The following is a 21,449-nucleotide window of genomic DNA, read 5'->3' as shown; positions in this document are numbered from 1 at the left end:
CGCACGCCCCACCAGCCTTTCACCAGCACCATCTTCTTGAGGAGCAGTTCCCCGTGGCCGAGATCAAGATCGCAGCCGAGTCCCGTACCGAGTTCGGCAAGGGCGCGGCCCGCCGCATCCGTCGCGCCGACCAGGTCCCCGCCGTCCTCTACGGACACGGCTCGGACCCGCTCCACCTGACCCTCCCGGGCCACGCGCTCATGCTCGCGCTGAAGAACTCCAACGCGCTGCTCTCCATCGAGCTCGACGGCACGACGCACCTCGCCATCCCCAAGCAGGTCCAGCGCGACCCGCTCAAGGGCTTCATCGAGCACGCCGACCTCCTCATCGTGAAGAAGGGTGAGAAGGTCGTCGTCGACGTCCCGCTCACCGTCGTCGGCGAGGCCGCTCCCGAGACGCTGCTCGTGCTCGAGAACGCCACCGTCTCGCTCGAGGCCGAGGCCACGCACATCCCCACCGGCATCGAGGTCTCCGTCGAGGGACTCGAGGTCGGCTCGCAGATCCACGCCAAGGACCTCACGCTGCCGTCCGGCTCCACGCTGGCCGTCGACGAGGAGCTCCTCATCGTCAACATCACCGCTGCTCCCACCGCTGCTGACGTCGAGGCCGAGCTGGCCGACGCCGAGGCCGAGGCCGGCATCGAGCGCGACGAGCCCGAGTCCGAGAACGGCGAGGCCGACGCGTCCGCCGAGGCCGGCGAGGGCGAGGCTGCGGAGTCCGAGTCCGAGTGACCTGGCTCGTCGTCGGGCTCGGGAACCCGGGCTCGACGTACGCCTCCACCCGGCACAACGTCGGGTACCTCGTCGCCGACGTGCTCGCCGCCCGCATGGGCGGGACGTTCAAGAAGCACTCGTCCGGTGGCGCTGACGTCGTCGAGGGGCGGCTCGCCGGCGAGCGGGCCGTCCTCGGCCGTTCCCGGGGGTACATGAACGAGAGCGGCGGCCCCGTGTCGTCGCTCGTGAAGTACTTCGACGTGGAGGCCGACCACCTCGTCGTGATCCACGACGAGCTCGACATCGACTTCGGTGCGCTGCGCGTCAAGCTGGGCGGCGGCGACAACGGGCACAACGGGCTGAAGTCCATCCGGGGGTCCATCGGCACGGGCGACTTCCACCGCGTGCGCGTGGGCATCGGTCGTCCGCCGGGGAGGCAGTCGGTGCACGACTTCGTGCTCAAGCCGTACTCCTCCGTCGAGCGCAAGGACCTGCCGGTCTACCTCGAGGAAGCCGCCGACGCCGTCGAGAGCCTCATGACCCGGGGACTTTCCGAGACCCAGAGCGTGTTCAACCGGTAGATGGATCTTCACGAGCTTCTGCCTGCCCTCGACGACCGCCTGTCGAAGGTCGTCTCCGAGCGCCCGCGCGACCTGACCCTCCAGGGTCCGGCCGCGCTGCGACCGTTCCTGCTGCGCGCCGTCGCCGCCGGGTCCACGGTCCTGGCCGTCACGTCCACGCAGCGTGAGGCCGACGACCTCGCCTCCGACCTCTCGGCGCTCATCGATCCGGACTCCGTCGCGGTCTACCCGGCCTGGGAGACGCTCCCGCACGAGCGGCTCTCGCCACGCTCCGACACCGTCGGTCGCCGGCTCGCCGTGCTGCGCCGGCTCGTGAACCCCGGGCCCGGCGCCCCGGCCGTCCGCGTTCTCGTGGCGCCGGTGCGCTCGGTGCTCCAGCCGCAGGTCAAGGGCTTGGCCGACCTCGAGCCCGTCGAGCTCGTCCCCGGGCAGGAGGCTCCGCTCGACGACGTCGTGCGCGCCCTGGCCGGTGCCGCCTACGCCCGCGTCGACCTCGTGGAGCGGCGCGGCGAGTTCGCCGTGCGCGGCGGCATCATCGATGTCTTCCCGCCCACCGAGGACCACCCCCTCCGCGTCGACTTCTGGGGCGACGAGGTGGAGGAGATCCGCCGCTTCTCGGTGGCCGACCAGCGCACCGACGACGCCGTGGAGCGGCTCTGGGCCCCGCCGTGCCGCGAGCTCCTGCTCACCGACCAGGTCCGTGGCCGCGCCGCCGCCCTGGCCAAGGAGCACCCGCAGCTCGCCGAGATCTTCACGAAGCTCTCCGAGGGCCACGTCGTCGAGGGCATGGAGTCGCTCGCACCGGTCCTGGTCGATGACATGGAGCTGCTCGTCGACCTGCTCCCGGCCGACGCCGTCGTCGTGGTCAACGATCCCGAGAAGGTGCGTGCCCGCGGCGCCGACCTCAACGCCACGAGCGAGGAGTTCCTCGAGGCGTCCTGGGCGGCTGCGGCCACCGGTGCCGAGGCCCCCATCGACCTCGGCGCCGCCACGTTCAAGGAGCTCGACGACGTCCGGCTGGCCGCGGTCGGCCGCGACCTGCGGTGGTGGAGCGTCTCGCCGTTCGGCCTCGACGACGACGAGACCGTGTCCCTCGACGTCGAGGCGGCGCCCGCCTACCGCGGCGACACCGAGGCGGCCGTGCGCGACGTCCGCGCGTGGCTCGCGTCGGGAGGCCGGGTCTCGCTCGCGGTGCCCGCCGTCGGCCAGGGCCAGCGCACCGTGGAGCTGCTCGCCGAGCACGACGTCCCCGCGGCGCTCGTCCAGGACGACGACGTCCCGTCGGACTCCGTGGTGCGCGTGGTCGTCGCCGACCTCAAGCACGGCCTCGTGACCCCCACCGACGTCCTGCTCACGCACGACGACCTCGTGGGTCAGCGCGCCGCCGAGCGGGCCGACCGGTCGAGCCTTCCCGCGCGCCGGCGCAAGCAGGTCGACCCGCTCGAGCTCAAGCCCGGCGACCACGTCGTCCACGAGCAGCACGGCGTGGGCCGGTACGTCGAGCTCGTGAACCGCACCATCCATGGCGCGGCCCGCGAGTACCTCGTCATCGAGTACGCCCCCAGCAAGCGCGGCCAGCCGGGCGACCGGCTCTTCGTGCCCATGGACCAGCTCGACCAGGTGAGCCGGTACGTCGGTGGGGAGTCGCCGAGCCTCGACAAGCTGGGCGGCGCCGACTGGACCGCCCGCAAGAGCCGTGCTCGCAAGGCCGTCCGTCAGATCGCCGGCGAGCTCATCAAGCTCTACGCCGCGCGGCAGTCCACGGAGGGTCACGCCTTCGGTCCCGACAGCCCCTGGCAGGCCGAGCTCGAGGACGCCTTCGCGTTCGTCGAGACGCCTGACCAGCTGTCGACGATCGAGGAGGTCAAGCGCGACATGGAGCGCACGGTGCCCATGGACAGGCTCGTGTGCGGCGACGTCGGCTACGGCAAGACCGAGATCGCGGTCCGCGCGGCGTTCAAGGCCATCCAGGACGGCAAGCAGGTCATCCTGCTCGTCCCCACCACGCTCCTCGTGCAGCAGCACTACGCCACGTTCGCGGAGCGCTTCGGTCAGTTCCCGGTCACCATCAAGCCTCTGTCGCGATTCCAGTCCGACAAGGAGTCGCAGGCCACGCTCGAGGGTCTCGCCGACGGGTCCATCGACCTCGTCATCGGCACGCACCGCCTGCTGCAGCCCGGCGTGCGCATCAAGGACCTCGGCCTCGTGATCGTCGACGAGGAGCAGCGGTTCGGCGTGGAGCACAAGGAGGCGCTCAAGCACCTGCGCGCCGCCGTCGACGTCCTCTCGATGTCGGCCACGCCCATCCCGCGCACGCTCGAGATGGCCATCACGGGCATCCGCGAGATGTCGACCATCGCCACCCCGCCCGAGGAGCGGCACCCCGTGCTGAGCTTCGTCGGCGCCTACGACGACAAGCAGGTCACGGCCGCCATCCGGCGCGAGCTGCTGCGCGAGGGCCAGGCCTTCTTCATCCACAACCGCGTCCAGTCCATCGACAAGGTCGTGGCCAAGCTGAGCGAGCTGGTCCCCGAGGCGCGCATCACCGCCGCGCACGGCCAGATGGGCGAGCACCAGCTGGAGCAGGTCATGGTCGACTTCTGGGAGAAGCGCTACGACGTGCTGGTCTGCACCACCATCGTGGAGTCGGGCCTCGACGTCTCCAACGCCAACACCATGATCATCGAGCGCGCCGACACGCTGGGTCTCTCGCAGCTGCACCAGCTCCGTGGCCGCGTGGGTCGAGGACGCGAACGCGCCTACGCCTACTTCCTCTACCCGCCCGACAAGCCGCTCACCGAGACGGCCCACGACCGGCTCGCCACCATCGCCCAGCACTCCGAGCTGGGCGGCGGCATGCAGGTGGCCATGAAGGACCTCGAGATCCGCGGCGCCGGAAACCTGCTGGGCGGTGAGCAGTCGGGCCACATCGCCGACGTCGGCTTCGACCTCTACGTCCGACTCGTGGGCGAGGCCGTGGCCGAGTTCCGCGGCGAGGGCGAGCCCGAGCGCGAGATCAAGCTGGAGCTCCCCGTCGAGGCGCACCTGCCGCACGACTACGTGCCGAGCGAGCGCCTGCGACTCGAGATGTACAAGCGTCTGGCCGACGTCCGCAGCGACGCCGACGTCGAGGAGCTCCGGGCCGAGCTCGTCGACCGCTACGGCGAGCCGCCCGAGGTGGCCGAGGTGCTGCTCGAGGTGGCGCGGCTCCGGGTCGCGGTGCGGGCAGCCGGCATCGGCGAGGTGACGGCGGCCGGGTCCAACGTCCGCTTCGCTGACCTCGACATCCCCGAGTCGGCCCAGATGCGGCTCCAGCGGATCTATCCCAAGAGCATCTACAAGAGCGCCGCCAAGGTCGCGCTCGTGCCCCACCCCAGGACCGCGCCGGTCGGCGGCCGCCCCCTCACGGGTCGCCCCCTCATCGAGTGGGTCCGCACCGTCATCGCCACCCTCACCCAGTGAGGGCGGTTCACCACGGGGTGTTGGCAACCTGACCCATACCTCGGGAAGCTTCCCGAGGTATGGGTCGGGTTGCCGAGGGGAGTAGGCCCGCATGTTCGATGGGCGCTCGGGGTACCCCGACAAGTTGCGGTCCGCGACGGTTTCTCTAGGGTCGATCCATGTCTCTGCGCACTCGCGTACATGCCCTTCGGCCTTCGAACGTCGTCCACCAGACGCGCGTCGTCGGGAAGGCCTCGATCCGGACCAAGGACGTGGATGACGTCATTCACCAGAACGACGAGGAGCCCGGCGCGATCGCCGAGGGCGGCGGAGGTGGTCTGCAGAAACGGCTGAAGGCCAACGACCTCATCGGGTTCGGCATCGGCATCGTGATCGGCACGGGCATCTTCACCCTGACCGGGGTCCAGGCCAAGAACGCGGCCGGCCCGGGCATCGTCATCTCCTTCCTCGTGGCCGGCGTCGTGGCCGCCCTCGCCGCGGTCTGCTACGCCGAGCTCGCCGCTGCCGTCCCCACCGCGGGCAGCTCCTACACCTACGCCTACACGACCATCGGCGAGATCTTCGCGTGGATCATCGCGTGGGACCTCATCCTCGAGTTCGCGCTGGGATCCGCCGTCGTGGCACGAGGATGGTCCGGGTACCTCCAGGACATGTTCGACCTCCCGACGAGGTGGTTCGGCGAGGACGCGGTCGTCAACGTCGGAGCAGTCTTCATCGTCCTCGTCGTGGGCGTCGTCGCCACGATCGGCATCCGTGAGTCCAAGATCGTCACCAACGCCCTCGTGCTCATCAAGGTCGCGGTGTGCATCTTCGTCATCGTGGTCGGCGCGTTCTACGTGAAGGCCGCCAACTTCTCGCCGTTCATCCCGCCGTCGCAGGACGGCAAGGACCTGAGCGAGCTCAAGCAGCCGCTGTGGCAGTGGATCACGGGGGCCGACCCGACGGCGTTCGGCGTCGCCGGCATGCTGTCCGCCGCCGCCGTCGTGTTCTTCGCGTACTCCGGCTTCGAGGCCGTGGCCAACCTGGGCGAGGAGACCGAGAAGCCCGGCCGAGACATGCCGCGGGGCCTCATCGGCACGCTGGCCATCTGCACCGTCCTCTACGCCCTCGTGTGCCTCGTGCTCACCGGCATGGTCAACTACACCGAGATCAGCGAGGGCGCGCCCATCTCCAACGCCTTCACGGTCGTCGGGCTCGACTGGGCCAACGTGCTGGTCAACATTGCCGCCATCGCCGGCCTGACGTCGGTGCTGCTCGTGGAGATCGTCGCGCTGGGTCGCATCGGGTTCGCGGTGAGCCGCGACGGCCTGATCCCCAAGGGCGTGGGGGAGATCCATCCCCGGTTCCACACCCCGGCCCGCTTCTCGATCGGTGTCACGATCTTCATCGCGGTGCTCGCCGCCGTGATCCCGCTCGACGCCCTGGCCGAGATGGTCTCCATCGGCACGCTCTTCGCTCTCTTCGTGGTGGCCATCGCCGTGATCGTCCTGCGTCGCACCAAGCCCACGATGAAGCGGCCCTTCCGCGTCCCCCAGGTGCCGATCGTCCCCATCCTCGCCGCGGTGCTGTGCGTGGCGCTCATGACGAACCTCGCGACCGAGACGTGGCTGCGGTTCATCGTGTGGTTCGCGGCCGGGATCCTCATCTACGCGCTGTACGGGTTCCGTCACTCCAAGCTGCGTCGGCGTGCCTGAGACCTGCCTCACACGCGCGGCTAGGCTGGGGTCATGAACCTGCGCTACGTCGCTGCCGCGGGCGCGGCCGCCCTGCTCCTCACGGGCTGCCAGGCCCAGCCGCCGGGGGCCGCGGCCGTCGTCGACGGGCACACCATCTCCATGGAGCGCGCCGACGACGCGGCCGAGGTCTACTGCCGGCTCACCCTCGTGACGGCCCAGCAGCAGGGCGTCTCCACGGTGAGCAACTCCGAGGTGCGCCGCCAGGCCGTCTCCGACCTGGTCCTGGCGCGGGTCGCCGACCGGCTCGCCCGTGAGCGCGACATCGACGTGCCCACCTCGGCCTACACGCTCAACGCCGAGCAGAGGGCCAACGTGGCGCGGACGGTCTCGTCGCTGCCGGCCAGGACGGCGGTCGACGTCGTCGAGTCGAGCCAGCGCACCTTCGTCATCGCGACGCTCATCGGTGAGCAGCTGCAGGGCAAGGAGCTCGACGTCACGAAGGGCACCGACGACCTCCAGAGCGCCGGGCTGGAGGAGCTGCTGGCCGAGCTGAAGCAGGAGAAGGTCCGTTACGACCCGCGGTTCGGCCTCACTCGTGCCGGCCAGCCTCGCAGCACCACCACGGGCTCGCTCTCGGTCTCCGAGGAGCCGCTCGCGGACGGCGCGCAGGGCGACCTGCCTTCCACGCAGCGCTGTGCCTGAGGACCTCGAGCGGCCCGGCCAGGCGTTCCTCGAGCTCGTGGCCGTCATGCAGAGGCTCCGTGACGAGTGCGCCTGGACGCAGGAGCAGACGCACGAGACGTTGTCGCGCTACCTCCTCGAGGAGGCCCACGAGACGCTCGAGGCGCTCGACTCCGGTGACCGTGAGCACCTGCGTGAAGAGCTGGGCGACCTCCTCATGCAGGTGGTCTTCCACGCCGTGATCGCGGCGGAGACAGCGGCCGACGTGGGCGGGTGGGACGTCGACGACGTCGCGCGCGGCATCACCGACAAGCTCGTGCGGCGCAACCCGCACGTCTTCGCCGACGGACCGGCCCGCACGCCGGAGGAGATCGACGCGGCGTGGCAGGCCGTGAAGGCCACCGAGAAGCAGCGCACCTCTCCTCTCGACGGCATCGCGCCGAGCCTGCCGGCCCTGAGCCTCGCCGCCAAGGTCCTGGGCCGCGAGCCGGCGATCGACACGAGCGGCGGAGACGTCGGCTCCCGGCTCCTGCAGCTCGTGGACGAGGCGCAGGCGCAGGGCGTCGATGCGGAGGAGGCGCTGCGCCAGGCCGTCCGCTCGCGGCTCGCCTGATCGGTCGGGCTTGCGCCTCAGGTCCCGCGGGCCACGATGGATCAATGGACTCGATCATCGTCGTCGGAGCAGGACTCGCCGCCGCGCACGCCGTGGAGACACTGCGTGCGGAGGGCTACACGGGGCAGCTCACGCTGCTCGGCACCGAGAAGGAGCTCCCCTACGAGCGGCCGCCGCTGTCCAAGGAGGTGCTGCTCGGTGACCAGACCGTCGATGACACCCGGGTCCACGACGCCGGCTGGTATGCCGAGCGCGACGTGCGCCTCCGGCTCGGCGTCACGGTCACGCGACTCGACTCCGACGCGCGCCGGATCGACCTCGACACCGGCGAGACGCTCACGTACGACGCGCTGCTGCTGACCACCGGGGCGGAGCCGCGCGTGCCGGACATCCCGGGCGCCGACCAGGCCGTCTACCTGCGCACCGTCGACGACGTCCCCAACGTCCTGCCCGCCCTCGAGGCCGGCAAGCGTGTCGTCGTGGTGGGAGGCGGATGGATCGGCCTCGAGCTCGCCGCTGCCGCACGGGCCAGGGGAGCCGACGCCACCGTGCTCGAGCGCGGCGACCTGCCGCTGCAGAAGATCCTCGGCGACCGTCTCGCCCGTTACCTCGCCGAGCTGCACCTGACGCACGGCGTCGACCTGCGCACCCGGGTCACCGTCGACGAGGTCGTCGTGACCGACGGCCAGGTCACCGGCGTCAGGACCGGGGAGACGACGATCGACGGCGACCTCGTCGTCGTGGCCACCGGCGCGGTGCCCAACGACCAGCTGGCCGCCGACGCGGGCCTCAGCGTCGACGACGGGATCGTCGTCGACGACGCGTTCCGCACCTCGGCCGAGGGAGTCTGGGCGGCCGGCGACGTCGCCCGCGCGGACCACACGCGCCTCGGGCGGCTGCGGGTCGAGCACTGGGACAACGCCATCAAGCAGGGGTCGGCCGCCGCGCGGTCGATCCTCGGCCAGGACGTCCACCACGACTGGGCGCCCTACTTCTTCACCGACCAGTTCGAGTTCTCGATGGAGTACGTGGGCCACGGCTCGGGCGACGACGACGTGGAGGTCCGCGGCGACGTCGACGAGCACCAGTTCATCGCCTACTGGCTCGACGGCGACACGGTCACGGCCGCCATGAACGTCGGCATCTGGGACGTCAACGAGAAGCTCCGCGACCTCGTCGGCACGACGGTCGACCGTGAGCAGCTCACCGACCTCCGCTGACTCCCACCGCCCCCCGCCCCGGCGCGAGGAAACGTGACAGGCTCACCGCCCGGCGGCGGGGCGCGCGGGAGCGGACGGCGCACGGTCTAGGCTGGGGCAGCAAGCAAAACCCCTTCTGAGGAGCACTGCCTTGGCCAGCATCGAAGCTGTCGGCGCCCGCGAGATCCTTGACTCGCGCGGCAACCCCACCGTCGAGGTCGAGGTCGCCCTCGACGACGGCACCATCGGACGCGCTGCCGTCCCCTCCGGTGCCTCCACGGGTCAGTTCGAGGCGGTCGAGCTCCGCGACGGAGGAGACCGCTACCTCGGCAAGGGCGTCCTCAAGGCCGTCGCCGCCGTCAACGAGAAGCTCGGCCCGGCCCTCGTGGGCTTCGAGGCCGACGACCAGCGCGCCGTCGACGCCGCCATGTTCGCCATCGACGGCACGCCCAACAAGGCCACCGTCGGCGCCAACGCCATCCTGGGCGTCTCGCTCGCCACGGCCCACGCCGCCGCCGAGTCCGCCGGCCTGCCGCTGTTCCGCTACGTCGGCGGTCCCAACGCGCACGTCCTGCCCGTCCCGATGATGAACATCGTCAACGGTGGCGCCCACGCCGACTCCAACGTCGACGTCCAGGAGTTCATGATCGCGCCCATCGGTGCGTCCACGTTCGCCGAGGCGCTGCGCCAGGGCGCCGAGGTGTACCACGCGCTCAAGTCGGTCCTCAAGAAGGACGGCCTGTCCACCGGTCTCGGCGACGAGGGCGGCTTCGCCCCCAACCTGTCGTCCAACCGCGCCGCGCTCGACCTCATCGCCAAGGCCGTGGAGTCCGCGGGCCTGCGCCTGGGCACCGACATCGCGCTCGCGCTCGACGTCGCCAGCAGCGAGTTCTGCGAGAACGGCGTCTACACGTTCGAGGGTGCGTCCAAGTCCTCCGACGAGATGGCCGCCTATTACGCCGAGCTCGTCAGCGCCTACCCCATCGTCTCCATCGAGGACCCCCTCGACGAGGAGGACTGGGACGGCTGGGTGAACCTCACCGAGCAGATCGGCGACCAGGTGCAGCTCGTCGGCGACGACCTCTTCGTCACCAACGTCGAGCGCCTCAGCCGCGGCATCGAGCTGGGCGCCGCCAACGCGATGCTCGTCAAGGTCAACCAGATCGGCTCGCTCACCGAGACGCTCGACTCCGTGGAGCTGGCGCACCGTCACGGCTTCGCCAACATGATGAGCCACCGCTCGGGCGAGACCGAGGACGTCACCATCGCCGACCTCGCCGTGGCCACCAACTGCGGCCAGATCAAGACCGGCGCCCCCGCGCGCTCGGACCGCGTCGCCAAGTACAACCAGCTGCTGCGCATCGAGGAGACCCTCGGCTCGGCAGCCGTGTACGCCGGCGCCGCCGCCTTCCCGCGCCTGGCGCTCTGAGCCATGGCTGGTGCGTCGCGCGGACCGGGGAGGTCGACCCGTCGGCCTCCCCGGTCGTCCGCGTCGACGCGCCGGCCGCGCTCCTCGGCCCGCTCGGCCCGGCCTGCCGCCAAGCAGGCTCGCCAGGCGCCCCGGTTCACCGGACGCGCCATCGTGCTGCTGTCGGTGATCCTGCTGCTCATCGCGTCGTACACGTCGTCGATGCACGCGTGGTGGGAGAACCGGCAGGAGATCCAGACCCTCAAGGCACAGCGGGCTCAGTACGGCACCGACATCGACAGGCTCAACGACACCAAGCGTCGGTTCGACGACCCGGCCTTCGTCCGTCAGCAGGCGCGTGAGCGCTTCGGCTGGGTGCTGCCCGGCGAGACCGGCTACCGCGTCATCGGAGCCGACGGTCAGGTGCAGGGCGACGTCCCCACCCTCGACGAGCCGCCGTCGCCCCAGGCCAAGCCCTGGTACGAGTCCCTCTGGGGCAGCGTGCAGGAGGCGGGCCGCGAGCCCGAGGCAGCACCCACGCCCACGCCCACCCCGTCCGACGACGTCCTGAAGGAACAGTGAGCACCGAGAACCAGCAGGGGCACGCTCCCGGAGTGGATCCCGCCGACGTCCAGGCCATCCGCGAGCAGCTGGGCCGCCCGCCGCGCGGGATCGTCGAGATCGCGTCCCGGTGCCCCTCAGGTCACCCCAACGTGGTGAAGACCGAGCCGCGCCTGCCTGACGGCACGCCGTTCCCCACGCTCTTCTACATCACGTGCCCGCGGCTCGCGGGAGCCATCGGCACGCTCGAGGCGGCCGGCGTCATGGCCGACATGAGCCAGCGTCTGCTCGACGAGCCCGAGCTCGCGGCCGCCTACACGGCGTCGCACGAGGCCTACCTCGCCGAGCGCGAGGCCATCGCCCACGTCCCCGAGATCGCCGGGATCAGCGCCGGCGGCATGCCCACGCGGGTCAAGTGCCTGCACGTCCTGATCGGTCACAGCCTGGCGCGGGGCGAGGGCTCCAACCCGCTCGGCGACGAGGGGCTGCGGCTGCTCGGCGACTACTGGGGCCACTCGTCGTGCGCGCCCGGGTACGTCGCGCCCGTCGACGAGGACTGAGACCGCGGCGGCCTGCCCGCTGAGCGGTGGATCTGCCACCGTACGAGCGTCCATGCGGTGGCAGATCCACCGCCCGACGGGCGACCGGTCGCCGGACGCCAGGCCCTCACGTGGCGTGGACCGGCCCGGATAGGGTCGAGACATGCCTCGTGAGCGCGTCGCCGCCATCGACTGCGGGACCAACTCCCTGCGGCTGCTGATCACCGACATCCACACCGACACCAAGCAGGACGTCGTGCGGGAGATGCGGGTGGTCAGGCTCGGCCAGGACATCGACCGGACGGGGGTGCTGGCCCCCGAGGCCATCGAGCGCACGCTCTCGGTCACGCGGGAGTACGCCGAGCTCATCACCGTGCTGGGTGCCGAGCGGGTCCGCTTCTGCGCCACGTCCGCGGCCCGCGACGCCGGCAACGCCGACGTGCTGTCGCGTGGTGTCGAGTCCGTCCTCGGGGTGCCGCTCGAGATCCTGAGCGGTGAGGAGGAGGCCCGCGCCTCGTACCTCGGTGCCACGCAGGGGCTGGCGGGCGAGCGGGGACTGGTCGTGGACATCGGGGGCGGCTCCACGGAGCTCGTCGTCGGGGCCGCCGGCGAGGTCGAGTGGGCCACGTCGCTCGACCTCGGTTCCGTGCGCCTGACCGAGCGGTTCCTGGCCGGCGACCCGCCCTCGGTCGGCGAGGTCACGCGGTGCGAGACCTACCTCGAGCAGGTGCTCCATCCCGTCACGAGCCAGCGGGACCCCGTGACGTCGCTCATCGGTGTGGCCGGAACGATCACCACCGTCGCCGCCCACGTGCTCGACCTGCCGTCGTACGACTCCTCGGCCATCCACGGTGCACGCCTTGCCATCGACGACGTCCGCGAGGCCTGCGTCTCGCTCGTGGGGATGAACGTGGCGGACCGTCGCGCGCTCCCGTTCATGCACCCGGGCCGCGCCGACGTCATCGGCGCGGGAGCGCTCATCCTCGACCGGCTGCTCGAGGAGCTGCCCCTGGCCACCGACGAGCTGCGGGTCAGCGAGCACGACATCCTCGACGGCATCGCCTGGGGCGCGGTGGGCGCAGCATGACGGTGCGCATCAGCCTCCCGGACGAGCAGACCCGAGACCGGTTCTCCGACCTCGACGTCGACTCCGTGGTGTGGGACTTCTCCGGTCCACCACCGGCCGACGGTCCGCCGCTCGACCTCGCCGTCCGCCCCTACGTGCTGACCGGCGACCTCTCGGTCCTCGACGCCCACCGTGTGCGCGCCGTCCAGGCCCAGTCCCTGGGGTACGACGACGCCATCGGCAACGTCCCCGACGGCATCACGTGGTGCAACGCCGTGGGGGTCCACGAGGGCGCCACCGCCGAGATCGCCCTCGGGCTGGTCCTCTCCGCGCAGCGCGACCTCGACCGCTACGCCCGCGCCATGGGCACCGGCACGTGGGAGAAGACGTGGACGCCCGGCCTCATCGGTCTCACCGTCCTGCTCGTCGGGCACGGGGGCATCGGCCGGGAGGTGGAGCGCCGGCTGGCGGGCTTCGACGTCGACGTGGTGCGGGTGGCGAGCCGCGCGCGCGACGACGCGTGGGGACACGTGCACGGGACCGACGAGCTGCCCGGCCTGCTGCCGACAGCCGACGTCGTGGTGGTCGCGGTCCCGCTCAGCGACTCCACCGCCGGGCTCGTCGACGACGCCTTCCTCGCGGCCCTTCCCGACGGCGCACTCGTGGTGAACGTCGGTCGCGGACGGCTGGCCGACCACGAGGCCGTCCTGCGCCACGTGCGCAGCGGGCACGTGCGCTTCGCCGCCGACGTCTGGGACCCGGAGCCGCTGCCCGCCGACCACCCGCTCTGGTCCGAGCCCGGCGTCCTCGTCTCGCCCCACGTCGGAGGGATGACGCACTCGATGCACGACCGCGTCGAGGCTCTCGTCCGTGAGCAGGTCAGGCGTCTCCAGGCGGGCGAGCCGCTCACCCACGTCGTCGACGCCGTCCGCCCCTGACCCGGCCGGTCCGGGGAGCAGTCTTCGGGTCGGCGAGCGGATCGCGGCACTCACTAGGCTGGGCGCGCGCTCCCGTAGCCCAACGGCAGAGGCAGGCGGCTTAAACCCGCCCCAGTGTGGGTTCGACCCCCACCGGGAGCACCGAGGAGCACGGAAGCCCCGACCGTGATCGGGGCTTCCGGCGGCCGCCCATGATCGGGGTAGAACCTCGACGGCCAAGCGAAACCTAGCCGATCCGGAGCCAGTTGTAACTGACAGTTGCACCAATTCTGTCCAACGTTCTTCTTGTCACATCGCGAGGCCGTTGGGACGTGCAACCGGTTGTGGAATTTCTCGGCCGCCGAGACCGCTGAACCCTGCATGAAGGCAGTCACGTACGCCGCGTTCGGCGGTCCCGAGGTCCTGACCATCTCCGACGTCCCGGAGCCCCACGTGGGTCCCGACACCCTCGTGGTGCGGGTCAAGGCGGTGGGCCTCAACCCGGTCGACTACAAGATCCGCGAGGGCTACCTCGAGGGCCTCATCGACACCCACCTTCCGGCCGTCCCGGCCTGGGACGTCGCGGGCGTCGTGGAGCAGGTCGGCCTCGACACGCCGGAGTTCGCCGTCGGCGACGAGGTCCTGGCCTACGCCCGCAAGGACGTCGTGCAGGGCGGCACGCTGGCCGAGCTCGTCGCGGTCCCGGTGCGCACCCTGGCTCACAAGCCCGCCGGCGTGTCCTTCGAGGAGGCCGCCGCGCTGCCGCTCGCCGGCCTCACCGCGCTGGCCACGGTGCGCCGCTCGGGCCTGGGTGAGGGCTCCACCGTGCTCGTCCACGCCGCAGCCGGCGGAGTGGGCTCGTTCGCCACGCAGCTGGCGGTCCGCGCCGGCGCCCGGGTCGTCGGCACCGCGTCCGAGGGCAATCACGAGTACCTGCGATCCCTGGGTGCCGAGCCCGTCGAGTACGGCGACGGTCTCGTCGAGGCGGCCAAGGCGATCGCCCCGGAGGGGTTCGACGCCATCATCGACCTCGTCGGTGGCGACGCCCTCGACACCGTGCCCGAGCTTCTGCGCGACGGTGGCACCGTCGTGTCCATCACCGACGCTCGTGCACGCGACGAGTTCGGTGGTCAGTACGTGTGGGTCCGGCCCAGCGCCGACGACCTCGCCGAGCTGGTGGGCCTGGTGGAGTCCGGCGACCTCACGGTCGAGGTGGCTGAGACGTTCGAGCTCGAGCGCGCCACGGACGCCTTCCGGCTCCTCGAGGAGGGCCACGTGCGCGGCAAGGTCGTCGTCACCGTCTGACGGCCCCGCGTCTGCTCAGACGACGCCCTCGTCGGCGAGCGTCTTGGCGAGCCACGGGCCCATGGAGGCGCCGTACGCCGCGGTCAGGTGGGAGGAGTCGAAGTACACCGACACCCCACCGATCGCGGCGTAGCACTGCTTGGCGTCGCAGAACTGGTCCCGGGTGGGGATGACCTTGATCTTGGTCTCGGCCGCGAGCTGTTCCGTGGCCCCGCGGTCCTCGAGCGCGCGGGCTACGGGGTTGGTGCACTGTCCCTCCCGCGCGAGGCACTTGGGCCCGTTGTGCCGGTTGCCCTGGTCGTCGCCGGTGAGGGCTGCGTCCTGGAGGAAGAAGACGGGCTTGTCGGCGTCGCGGACGGCCTCCACGGACTTCGCGTAGCCCGCGACCTGGTCGTCGCCGTCGTAGCGGTAGTTGCTCATCATGTTGGTGATGATGACCGCGTCGGCGCGCGGGACGAGGCGCTTGGCCACCCAGAGGTTGCGCAGCCGACACTGCTCCCGCTCGTCGCCCGTGATGGTGCGGCCCACGGTGGCGGCAGGGGAGTCCATGCTCGAGGGGCAGCCGTGGCGCATCGCCATCACCACCCGGAACTTGCCACGCTTGCCGGCGTTGTCGAAGGCGGACGACCAGGCGCCTGCGTGGGAGTCGCCCCACACCAGCACCGTCTCGGACCCGCGCGGGTCGCCGAGCTCGCACGTCTTGGTGTTGGCCTTGCCCAGCCCGTTGGCGCACTTCTTCGACCACGGCGCCGGCTTGTCGTCCTCGGCCGCGGCGAGGTTCACGGGGTCGACGTCGCGGAACGGGTCCTTGCAGCCGGGCCGCAGGGCCGTGGCGCCGAAGCAGTCGGCCGCGTCGGCCGAGCGCGCGTCGAGGCTGGACTGGGCCTCGCGGATGGTCGCCGACGCGTTGCCGTGCATGTACGTGGCCGAGGCGACGATCGCCAGGACGGCGACGAGACCGGTCGCGTAGGTGAGTCCGGGCCGACGAGCGAAGGTCTGGCTGCGGCGCGCCGGCGTCTCGATGTACCGGAACGACAGGTGGGAGATGAGCAGCGTGGCGGCGAGGAGAAGGACCTTCTCGACCCCGCGCAGGTCGATGTCGAGCACCTCGGGCGCCAGCACGATGAGCGGCCAGTGCCAGAGGTACAGCGAGTACGAGACGTCGCCGAGCCACTGCACGGGTCGCGGCGAGGACAACCAGTCGAACGAGAACCGGCGGTCCTGCAGGCCCACGAGCATGAGGCACGTGCCGACGGTGGGGACGAGGGCCGCGTAGCCGGGGTAGGGCAGTGACCCGTCCACCAGGAAGCAGCCGACGACGACGGTGGCGAACCCGATCCAGGGGAGGGCGAACCTCGCCGCGGTGGAGCGCAGGACCACGAAGGCCATGAGCGAGCCCGCCGACAGCTGCCAGACACGGGTGGGCGTGATGAAGTACGCGGCGTCGGGGTCGTGCTTCGTGGCCCACAGGGAGTAGGCGAAGCTGACCACGGTGACGAGCGCGACGGCGGCCGCGGCCACGGTGCGGGCCCGCCCGGCGCGTCGGCCGAGCCACAGAGCAGCCACCATCAGCAGGGGCCAGAAGACGTAGAACTGCTCCTCGACCGAGAGCGACCAGTAGTGCTGGACGGGGCTCGGAGCGTTCTCCGAGGCGAGGTAGTCGACGGCCTCGTGCGCCAGCAGCCAGTTCTCGCCGAAGGCGCTCGTGAAGACCACGTGCTTGCCGATGAGCGGCCACTCGGTCTTGGGCAGGAACAGGGCCGTGGCGACCAGCACGAACGCCAGGACCGTGAGACCTGCCGGCATGAGTCGCCTGATCCGACGCGCCCAGAAGTTGAGCAGGAAGGAACCGGTGCTGCGTCGCTGGACGTCGCTCAGGATGTGGCTCGTGATGAGGAAGCCCGAGACGGCGAAGAACACGTCGACACCGATGAAGCCGCCGGGCAGGGCGTCGGGCCAGAAGTGATAGATGACCACGGCGCCGACGGCCAGGGCGCGGATCCCCTGGATGTCGGCCCGCATGACCCGGGCAGCCGGAGGGGTCGACGACCGCGGGGCGCTGGAGTCGGCCTCAAGGGCGCGCGTCTGGTCAGTCATCGGCGAAGTGGGGGTCCTCAGGGACCCGAAGAGCCTAACAGCGGAACCTGAGGGCAGCCCAATGAAGTCACGGCTGTGACAAGCGATACGCCTGCCACGTGTCGTCGAGCCTGACGGGGCTGCCGAGGACCCAGCCGTACTGCTCGACGGCGGCCGACACGTCCTGAGGCACCACCTCGACGGGCCGTGCCACCGGGAGGAAGATCCACGCCGTGGGCACGGAGCCGATCTGGGGCAGGACCTCGTCGAGGACCTCGGCCACCTCGCGCTGGTCGTCGATGGCGATCAGGACGGCATCGAAGGAGCGGCCGTCCTCCAGCTCCTCGGCGTCGCGGAGCGTCGTGGCCCCTTCCGGGAGCGGGTCGAGGATGGTCTCCTCCTCGATGGTCTGGCCGACGATCCACACGACGGCACCCTCCGTGATGCCGAGGGTGTCTGCGATCGTGCTCTCGTGGTCGGCCATGGTGCCCAGTCTAGGAACCCTGCCTGCCAGACTGTGCTCCGACTCGATCCTGGAGGAGACGCATGACCTGGCAGCTGCACGGCGACGGACGCACGGTGACCGAGGGCGGCATCGTGAAGCCGTCCGAGCGACTCACGTGGCCGAGGACCATCGGGATCGGCGCCCAGCACGTGGTCGCGATGTTCGGTGCCACGTTCCTGGTCCCGGCCCTCACCGGGTTCCCGGCCACGGCCACGCTCTTCTTCTCCGGGGTCGGCACGCTGCTCTTCCTGGCCGTCACGGGCAACCGCCTGCCCAGTTACCTGGGCTCGTCGTTCGCGTTCATCGCACCCATCGGTGCGGCGACGGCCTCGAACGGTCAGGGTGCGGCGCTCTTCGGGCTGCTCCTGACGGGCCTGCTCCTCGCCCTGGTGGGCGTGCTCGTGATGTTCACGGGGACGGGCTGGATCGAGAGGCTCATGCCGCCCGTGGTGGCCGGCGCCATCGTGGCCCTCATCGGCCTCAACCTCTCGGGCGCGGCCACGGGGAACTTCCAGAAGGCGCCGTGGACGGCCACCATCACGCTGGCCGCCGTGCTCCTGATCGCTGTCTTCTTCAAAGGACTGGTGGGACGGCTCGCCATCTTCCTCGGCGTGGTGGTCGGCTACGTCGTCGCCGCGGTCGCCGGGCTCCTCGACTTCAGCAGGGTGGACCGGGCGGACTGGCTGGGCTGGCCCGACTTCCAGTCGCCCGACCCCACGTGGGCCGTGGTCCCGGCCTTCCTTCCCGTCGTCCTCGTGCTCATCGCCGAGAACGTGGGGCACGTGCGCAGCGTCGCGCACCTCGCCGAGGAGCCCGAGCTCAACGAGCTGACCGGTCGCGCGCTCCTGGCCGACGGGCTGGCCACGACGCTGGCCGGTGCGGGTGGAGGCTCAGGCACCACCACGTACGGCGAGAACATCGGCGTCATGGCGGCCACGCGTGTCTACTCCACGGCCGCGTACTGGGTGGCCGGTGTCGTGGCGGTGCTGCTGAGCCTCTCGCCCAAGGTCGGCGAGGTCATCAACACCATCCCGGCCGGCGTCCTCGGCGGCGTCACGGTGGCGCTCTACGGACTCATCGGCATCATCGGCGTGAAGATCTGGATCGACAACGAGGTCGACTTCTCCCAGCCGGTCAACCAGCTCACCGCCGCGGTGGCGCTGGTCATCGGCATCGGCAACCTCACGATCACGATGGGCGACCTCGTCTTCACGGGCATCGCGCTCGGCACGATCGCCGCCGTCGTGGTCTACCACGTCATGACGACCGTCGACCGCCTCCGCACCCCTGAGCCGACGCGCGCCACCTGAGGGGAGAGGGGCTCAGACCGGGCGGGCGACGACGTCGTGGATCTCTCGGTCGACGTCGAGACCCTTGGACTCGAACCGGGTGAGGACGCGCCCCTCGTAGCGCTCGACGCGTCCGCCCTCGACGAGCGGTGACGCGGCCACGACCTCGGCCATCTGCTCGCCGTACTCGGCCCAGTCGGTGGCCATGCGCCACGTGCCACCGGGCTCGAGCACGCGGGTCACGAGCGGGACGAAGTCGAGCGAGACGAGCCGACGCTTGTGGTGCTTCTTCTTGGGCCAGGGGTCGGGGAACCAGAGCCAGACCTCGCGCACGCTGTGCTCGGGCAGCATCGTGCTGAGCGCCTCTGCGGCGTCGACGATGCCGAGGCGAACGTTCTCGATCCTGCGGTGGCGCAGCTTGCTCAGGGTGGAGGCGACGCCCGGCACGTAGACCTCGAGCCCGAGGAAGTTGATCTCCGGGTGCTGCTCGGCGGCGTGCGCGATGGACTCGCCGCGGCCGGTCCCGATCTCCACCACGAGCGGTGCCTCACGGCCGAAGGCCTCGGCCGGGTCGAGCACGAAGTCGGGGTCCACCGAGGTGCTGAGGCCGTCGCGGGGGAGGTCGAGGACGAACCGGTGGCCCACCTCGTCCCACGCCGCCTGCTGGCGCTCGGAGATGCGGCCGCCGCGTCGCGTGAACGAGAGGATGCGCGGGTGCTCGGGCGCCTGTGAGGGCAGGGCGCTGGCCGGATCTCGGGGAACATCGGCAGGCGCAGGCATGGAGACCAGCGTAGTGAGCCCACCAGACTGAGCCGCATGAGCATCGAGCCCGACACCAAGGACTGGACGTGGGTGCTGCGTGAGCCGTGCCCCGAGTGCGGGCTCTCGTCGGCCGGGGTGGAGCCCCGGGCGGTGGCGGGGCTGGTGCGCGGGAGCCTGCCCGTCTGGACCGTCGTGCTTCAGCGCCCCGGCGTGGCCGAGCGGCCGGACCCGTCCACCTGGTCGCCGCTGGAGTACGCCTGCCACGTGCGCGACGTCTTCTCCCTGTTCGCCGAGCGGCTCGAGCTCATGCTGTCCGCCGACGAGGCCCGGTTCGAGAGCTGGGACCAGGACCTCACCGCCGTCGAGCAGCGGTACGCCGAGCAGGACCCGGCCGCTGTCTCTGCCGCGCTGGTGGCCGCAGGGGCGGGGCTCGCGGACGCCTTCGAGGCCGTGCCCGACGACGCCTGGGGCCGGACGGGCCTGCGCAGCGACGGCTCCACCTTCACCGTCGAGACCTTCGCGCAGTACTTCTGGCACGACGTCGCGCACCACCTCCACGACGTCGGCGCCTGAGGGACGACGACGCGCCGATGGCGCGTCGTCCGCGGTACTGCGCATTGCATGGTACTGTCCGACGCATGGATGCGACCCAGCTGTTGAAGGGAGTGCTCGACGTCGCCGTGCTGGCCGTCGTCGAGTCCGAGGACGGGTACGGCTACGACGTCGTCCGTCGCCTGCGTGCAGGCGGGCTCGAAGAGGTGGGTGACGCCTCGGTCTACGGGACGTTGCGCCGGCTCTACTCGGCCGGGGCGCTCACGTCCTACGTGGTGCCCTCGGAGGAGGGGCCGCACCGCAAGTACTACGGCATCACGCCGCAGGGTCGCGCGATGCTCGAGAACCAGCGCAAGGTCTGGACCGAGTTCGCCCGCACCATGAACCAGCTCTTGAGGGGAGAAGCCGCATGAACGCCACCACCGTGCCGGTCGAGATCGTGTCGTTCGCGGCCAGGGTCCGCGCCGCGCTGTCCGACCTTCCCGCCGAGGAGCTCGACGACCTGACCGAAGGTCTGGAGGCCGACCTCGCCGAGGCGTACGCCGAGGATCTCGCCCGCGAGCTCCCCGACCCCGTCGAGTACGCAGCCGAGCTGCGCGCCGCGGCGGGACTGCCCGAGCCCCAGCCCACGCAGGCCGGGCTGCGCAGGACGCTCGCGGCGGTCTCGGCCGACCTGCGTGAGTCCGGGAGACGGTGCCTCGAGGCGGTGCGACGAAACCCTGCCGGTCGTGGGGTCCTCGACCTCCTGGTCAGCCTGCGTCCGCTGTGGTGGGTCGTCCGCGCCTGGGTCGCCGTCTGGCTCCTGGCAGCCTTCTTCGGGGCCGAGGGAGGGGCCACCCCCACGTCGTCGGCCTGGTGGCTGGTGCTGCTCGCCGCCGCGCTGGTGAGCATCCAGTGGGGCCGCGGCGTCTGGGGTGCCCGGCGGATCGTCCCGCTCCTGGTGCTCGGCAACGTGGCGGCTGTGGTGCTGCTCGCCCCGGTCGTGGTCTTCGCGGACGGTCGGAGCAACAGCATGAGCACCGTCTACGCCGAGCCGGTCGTCCAGGAGCCTCAGGACCTGACCGGTCTCTACGCGGACGGTCGGCAGGTCACCAACGTGTTCGTCTACGACGCCAAGGGTCGTCAGCTACGTGACGTCCAGCTCTTCGACTCCGAGGGCGAGCCTCTCCGGACGTCCGTCGTGGGCGGCAGCGGGTGCCTGACCCAGGACTGCGCGGCGACGGGGTTCTGGTCGCCGGCGGTCATGGCGGACGGCTCGCGTGCCTGGAACGTGTTCCCCCTGCGCATGATCAGGGCCGACCCCGACCTCGTGAGCCCGCTGGCCGGTGCCGTCCCGCAGGCTCGTAAGGCCCCGTTCGCCCAGGCTCCCGTCGTCGACAGGACCGCCACCGGGCGTCGATCCGCGCTCGGTGTGGTGCTCGACGGGAGCGGCGATCAGGTTGCTCGAGGAAACCAGTGAGATTCGGGAGCAAAACGCGCTCGCCACACGTTATGTAGGGTGAACACACCGACCTCACCACGAGGCCTTTCTCCCCGGAGGAACC

The 21,449-nt window shown here is 71.0% G+C and carries 20 protein-coding genes and 1 tRNA gene; 18 read left to right on the top strand and 3 right to left on the bottom strand.

All coding sequences use genetic code 11. The annotated features are described in order from the left end of the window. Positions 1 to 53: 53 nt before the first annotated feature. The 14 genes from ASD11_RS12030 to ASD11_RS11965 all read left to right on the top strand — a co-directional run bounded on the left by ASD11_RS12030 (position 54) and on the right by ASD11_RS11965 (position 14,721). Positions 54 to 731, top strand: coding sequence for a 50S ribosomal protein L25/general stress protein Ctc (locus ASD11_RS12030; protein WP_056287446.1), 678 nt, complete (start codon positions 54 to 56; stop codon positions 729 to 731). After that, positions 728 to 1,294, top strand: a complete 567-nt coding sequence (gene pth / locus ASD11_RS12025; RefSeq protein WP_056287444.1) for an aminoacyl-tRNA hydrolase — start codon at positions 728 to 730, stop codon at positions 1,292 to 1,294. Before ASD11_RS12030 ends, pth begins: the two co-directional genes overlap by 4 nt. Further along, positions 1,295 to 4,756, top strand: a complete 3,462-nt coding sequence (gene mfd, locus ASD11_RS12020) for a transcription-repair coupling factor (RefSeq protein WP_056287442.1) — start codon at positions 1,295 to 1,297, stop codon at positions 4,754 to 4,756. Between the two features lie 251 nt (positions 4,757 to 5,007). Continuing rightward, positions 5,008 to 6,450 (top strand): APC family permease, encoded by a 1,443-nt coding sequence (locus ASD11_RS12015; RefSeq protein WP_235503313.1) that lies wholly within the window; start codon positions 5,008 to 5,010, stop codon positions 6,448 to 6,450. 33 nt (positions 6,451 to 6,483) lie between these two features. Further along, positions 6,484 to 7,134: a hypothetical protein gene (locus ASD11_RS12010; protein WP_056287436.1), complete on the top strand. Its 651-nt coding sequence runs from the start codon at positions 6,484 to 6,486 to the stop codon at positions 7,132 to 7,134. After that, positions 7,127 to 7,726 carry a MazG family protein gene (locus tag ASD11_RS12005; RefSeq protein WP_056287434.1) on the top strand — a complete coding sequence of 200 codons (600 nt, stop codon included), beginning with the start codon at positions 7,127 to 7,129 and terminating at the stop codon, positions 7,724 to 7,726. Before ASD11_RS12010 ends, ASD11_RS12005 begins: the two co-directional genes overlap by 8 nt. A gap of 44 nt (positions 7,727 to 7,770) precedes the next feature. Then, positions 7,771 to 8,946 carry an NAD(P)/FAD-dependent oxidoreductase gene (locus ASD11_RS12000; RefSeq protein ID WP_056287431.1) on the top strand — a complete coding sequence of 392 codons (1,176 nt, stop codon included), beginning with the start codon at positions 7,771 to 7,773 and terminating at the stop codon, positions 8,944 to 8,946. A gap of 130 nt (positions 8,947 to 9,076) precedes the next feature. Next, the gene (eno, locus tag ASD11_RS11995) at positions 9,077 to 10,354 is read left to right on the top strand and encodes a phosphopyruvate hydratase (RefSeq protein ID WP_056287429.1); all 1,278 of its coding nucleotides are present in this window, start codon (positions 9,077 to 9,079) and stop codon (positions 10,352 to 10,354) included. Positions 10,355 to 10,357: 3 nt separating this feature from the next. Further along, entirely contained in the window at positions 10,358 to 10,915 is a 558-nt protein-coding gene (locus tag ASD11_RS11990; protein ID WP_082554320.1) for an FtsB family cell division protein, read from the top strand. Between the two features lie 32 nt (positions 10,916 to 10,947). After that, the gene (locus tag ASD11_RS11985) at positions 10,948 to 11,454 is read left to right on the top strand and encodes a DUF501 domain-containing protein (RefSeq protein WP_200940127.1); all 507 of its coding nucleotides are present in this window, start codon (positions 10,948 to 10,950) and stop codon (positions 11,452 to 11,454) included. A gap of 142 nt (positions 11,455 to 11,596) precedes the next feature. Next, entirely contained in the window at positions 11,597 to 12,520 is a 924-nt protein-coding gene (locus ASD11_RS11980) for a Ppx/GppA phosphatase family protein (protein ID WP_056287424.1), read from the top strand. Further along, positions 12,517 to 13,437 carry a 2-hydroxyacid dehydrogenase gene (locus ASD11_RS11975; protein WP_056287422.1) on the top strand — a complete coding sequence of 307 codons (921 nt, stop codon included), beginning with the start codon at positions 12,517 to 12,519 and terminating at the stop codon, positions 13,435 to 13,437. Before ASD11_RS11980 ends, ASD11_RS11975 begins: the two co-directional genes overlap by 4 nt. Positions 13,438 to 13,505: 68 nt before the next feature. Then, positions 13,506 to 13,578: transfer RNA gene (locus tag ASD11_RS11970), tRNA-Leu, on the top strand. Positions 13,579 to 13,797: 219 nt separating this feature from the next. Beyond that, positions 13,798 to 14,721 carry an NADP-dependent oxidoreductase gene (locus tag ASD11_RS11965; protein WP_056287420.1) on the top strand — a complete coding sequence of 308 codons (924 nt, stop codon included), beginning with the start codon at positions 13,798 to 13,800 and terminating at the stop codon, positions 14,719 to 14,721. Between the two features lie 15 nt (positions 14,722 to 14,736). Here ASD11_RS11965 and ASD11_RS11960 read toward each other — a convergent pair whose 3' ends face one another. Next, positions 14,737 to 16,818: an acyltransferase family protein gene (locus tag ASD11_RS11960; protein ID WP_056287418.1), complete on the bottom strand. Its 2,082-nt coding sequence runs from the start codon at positions 16,816 to 16,818 to the stop codon at positions 14,737 to 14,739. 67 nt (positions 16,819 to 16,885) lie between these two features. Continuing rightward, on the bottom strand, positions 16,886 to 17,281 hold the full coding sequence (locus ASD11_RS11955; RefSeq protein ID WP_056287416.1) for a DUF3052 family protein: 396 nt from the start codon (positions 17,279 to 17,281) through the stop codon (positions 16,886 to 16,888). Positions 17,282 to 17,343: 62 nt separating this feature from the next. Between ASD11_RS11955 and ASD11_RS11950 the strand changes: the two genes are divergently transcribed. Then, the gene (locus tag ASD11_RS11950; RefSeq protein WP_056287415.1) at positions 17,344 to 18,612 is read left to right on the top strand and encodes a uracil-xanthine permease family protein; all 1,269 of its coding nucleotides are present in this window, start codon (positions 17,344 to 17,346) and stop codon (positions 18,610 to 18,612) included. A 12-nt stretch (positions 18,613 to 18,624) separates the two neighbouring features. On the opposite strand, the gene trmB is transcribed toward ASD11_RS11950, so the two are convergent. Further along, entirely contained in the window at positions 18,625 to 19,371 is a 747-nt protein-coding gene (gene trmB / locus ASD11_RS11945) for a tRNA (guanosine(46)-N7)-methyltransferase TrmB (protein ID WP_082554319.1), read from the bottom strand. A 36-nt stretch (positions 19,372 to 19,407) separates the two neighbouring features. On the opposite strand from trmB, the gene ASD11_RS11940 reads away from it, so the two are divergent. From ASD11_RS11940 to ASD11_RS11930, 3 genes are all read left to right on the top strand, one after another. Continuing rightward, positions 19,408 to 19,926, top strand: coding sequence for a DinB family protein (locus ASD11_RS11940; protein ID WP_056287414.1), 519 nt, complete (start codon positions 19,408 to 19,410; stop codon positions 19,924 to 19,926). Positions 19,927 to 19,991: 65 nt separating this feature from the next. Beyond that, entirely contained in the window at positions 19,992 to 20,318 is a 327-nt protein-coding gene (locus ASD11_RS11935) for a PadR family transcriptional regulator (RefSeq protein ID WP_056287411.1), read from the top strand. Continuing rightward, positions 20,315 to 21,364 (top strand): hypothetical protein, encoded by a 1,050-nt coding sequence (locus ASD11_RS11930; RefSeq protein ID WP_056287408.1) that lies wholly within the window; start codon positions 20,315 to 20,317, stop codon positions 21,362 to 21,364. The genes ASD11_RS11935 and ASD11_RS11930 overlap by 4 nt, the downstream gene beginning before the upstream one ends. The last annotated feature ends 85 nt before the right edge of the window (positions 21,365 to 21,449 follow it).

The sequence above is a fragment of the Aeromicrobium sp. Root495 genome (assembly GCF_001426755.1).
GTDB lineage: Bacteria > Actinomycetota > Actinomycetes > Propionibacteriales > Nocardioidaceae > Aeromicrobium.
Note: the sequence above shows the minus strand (reverse complement) of the source record. Positions and strands in the feature narration are given on the sequence as shown.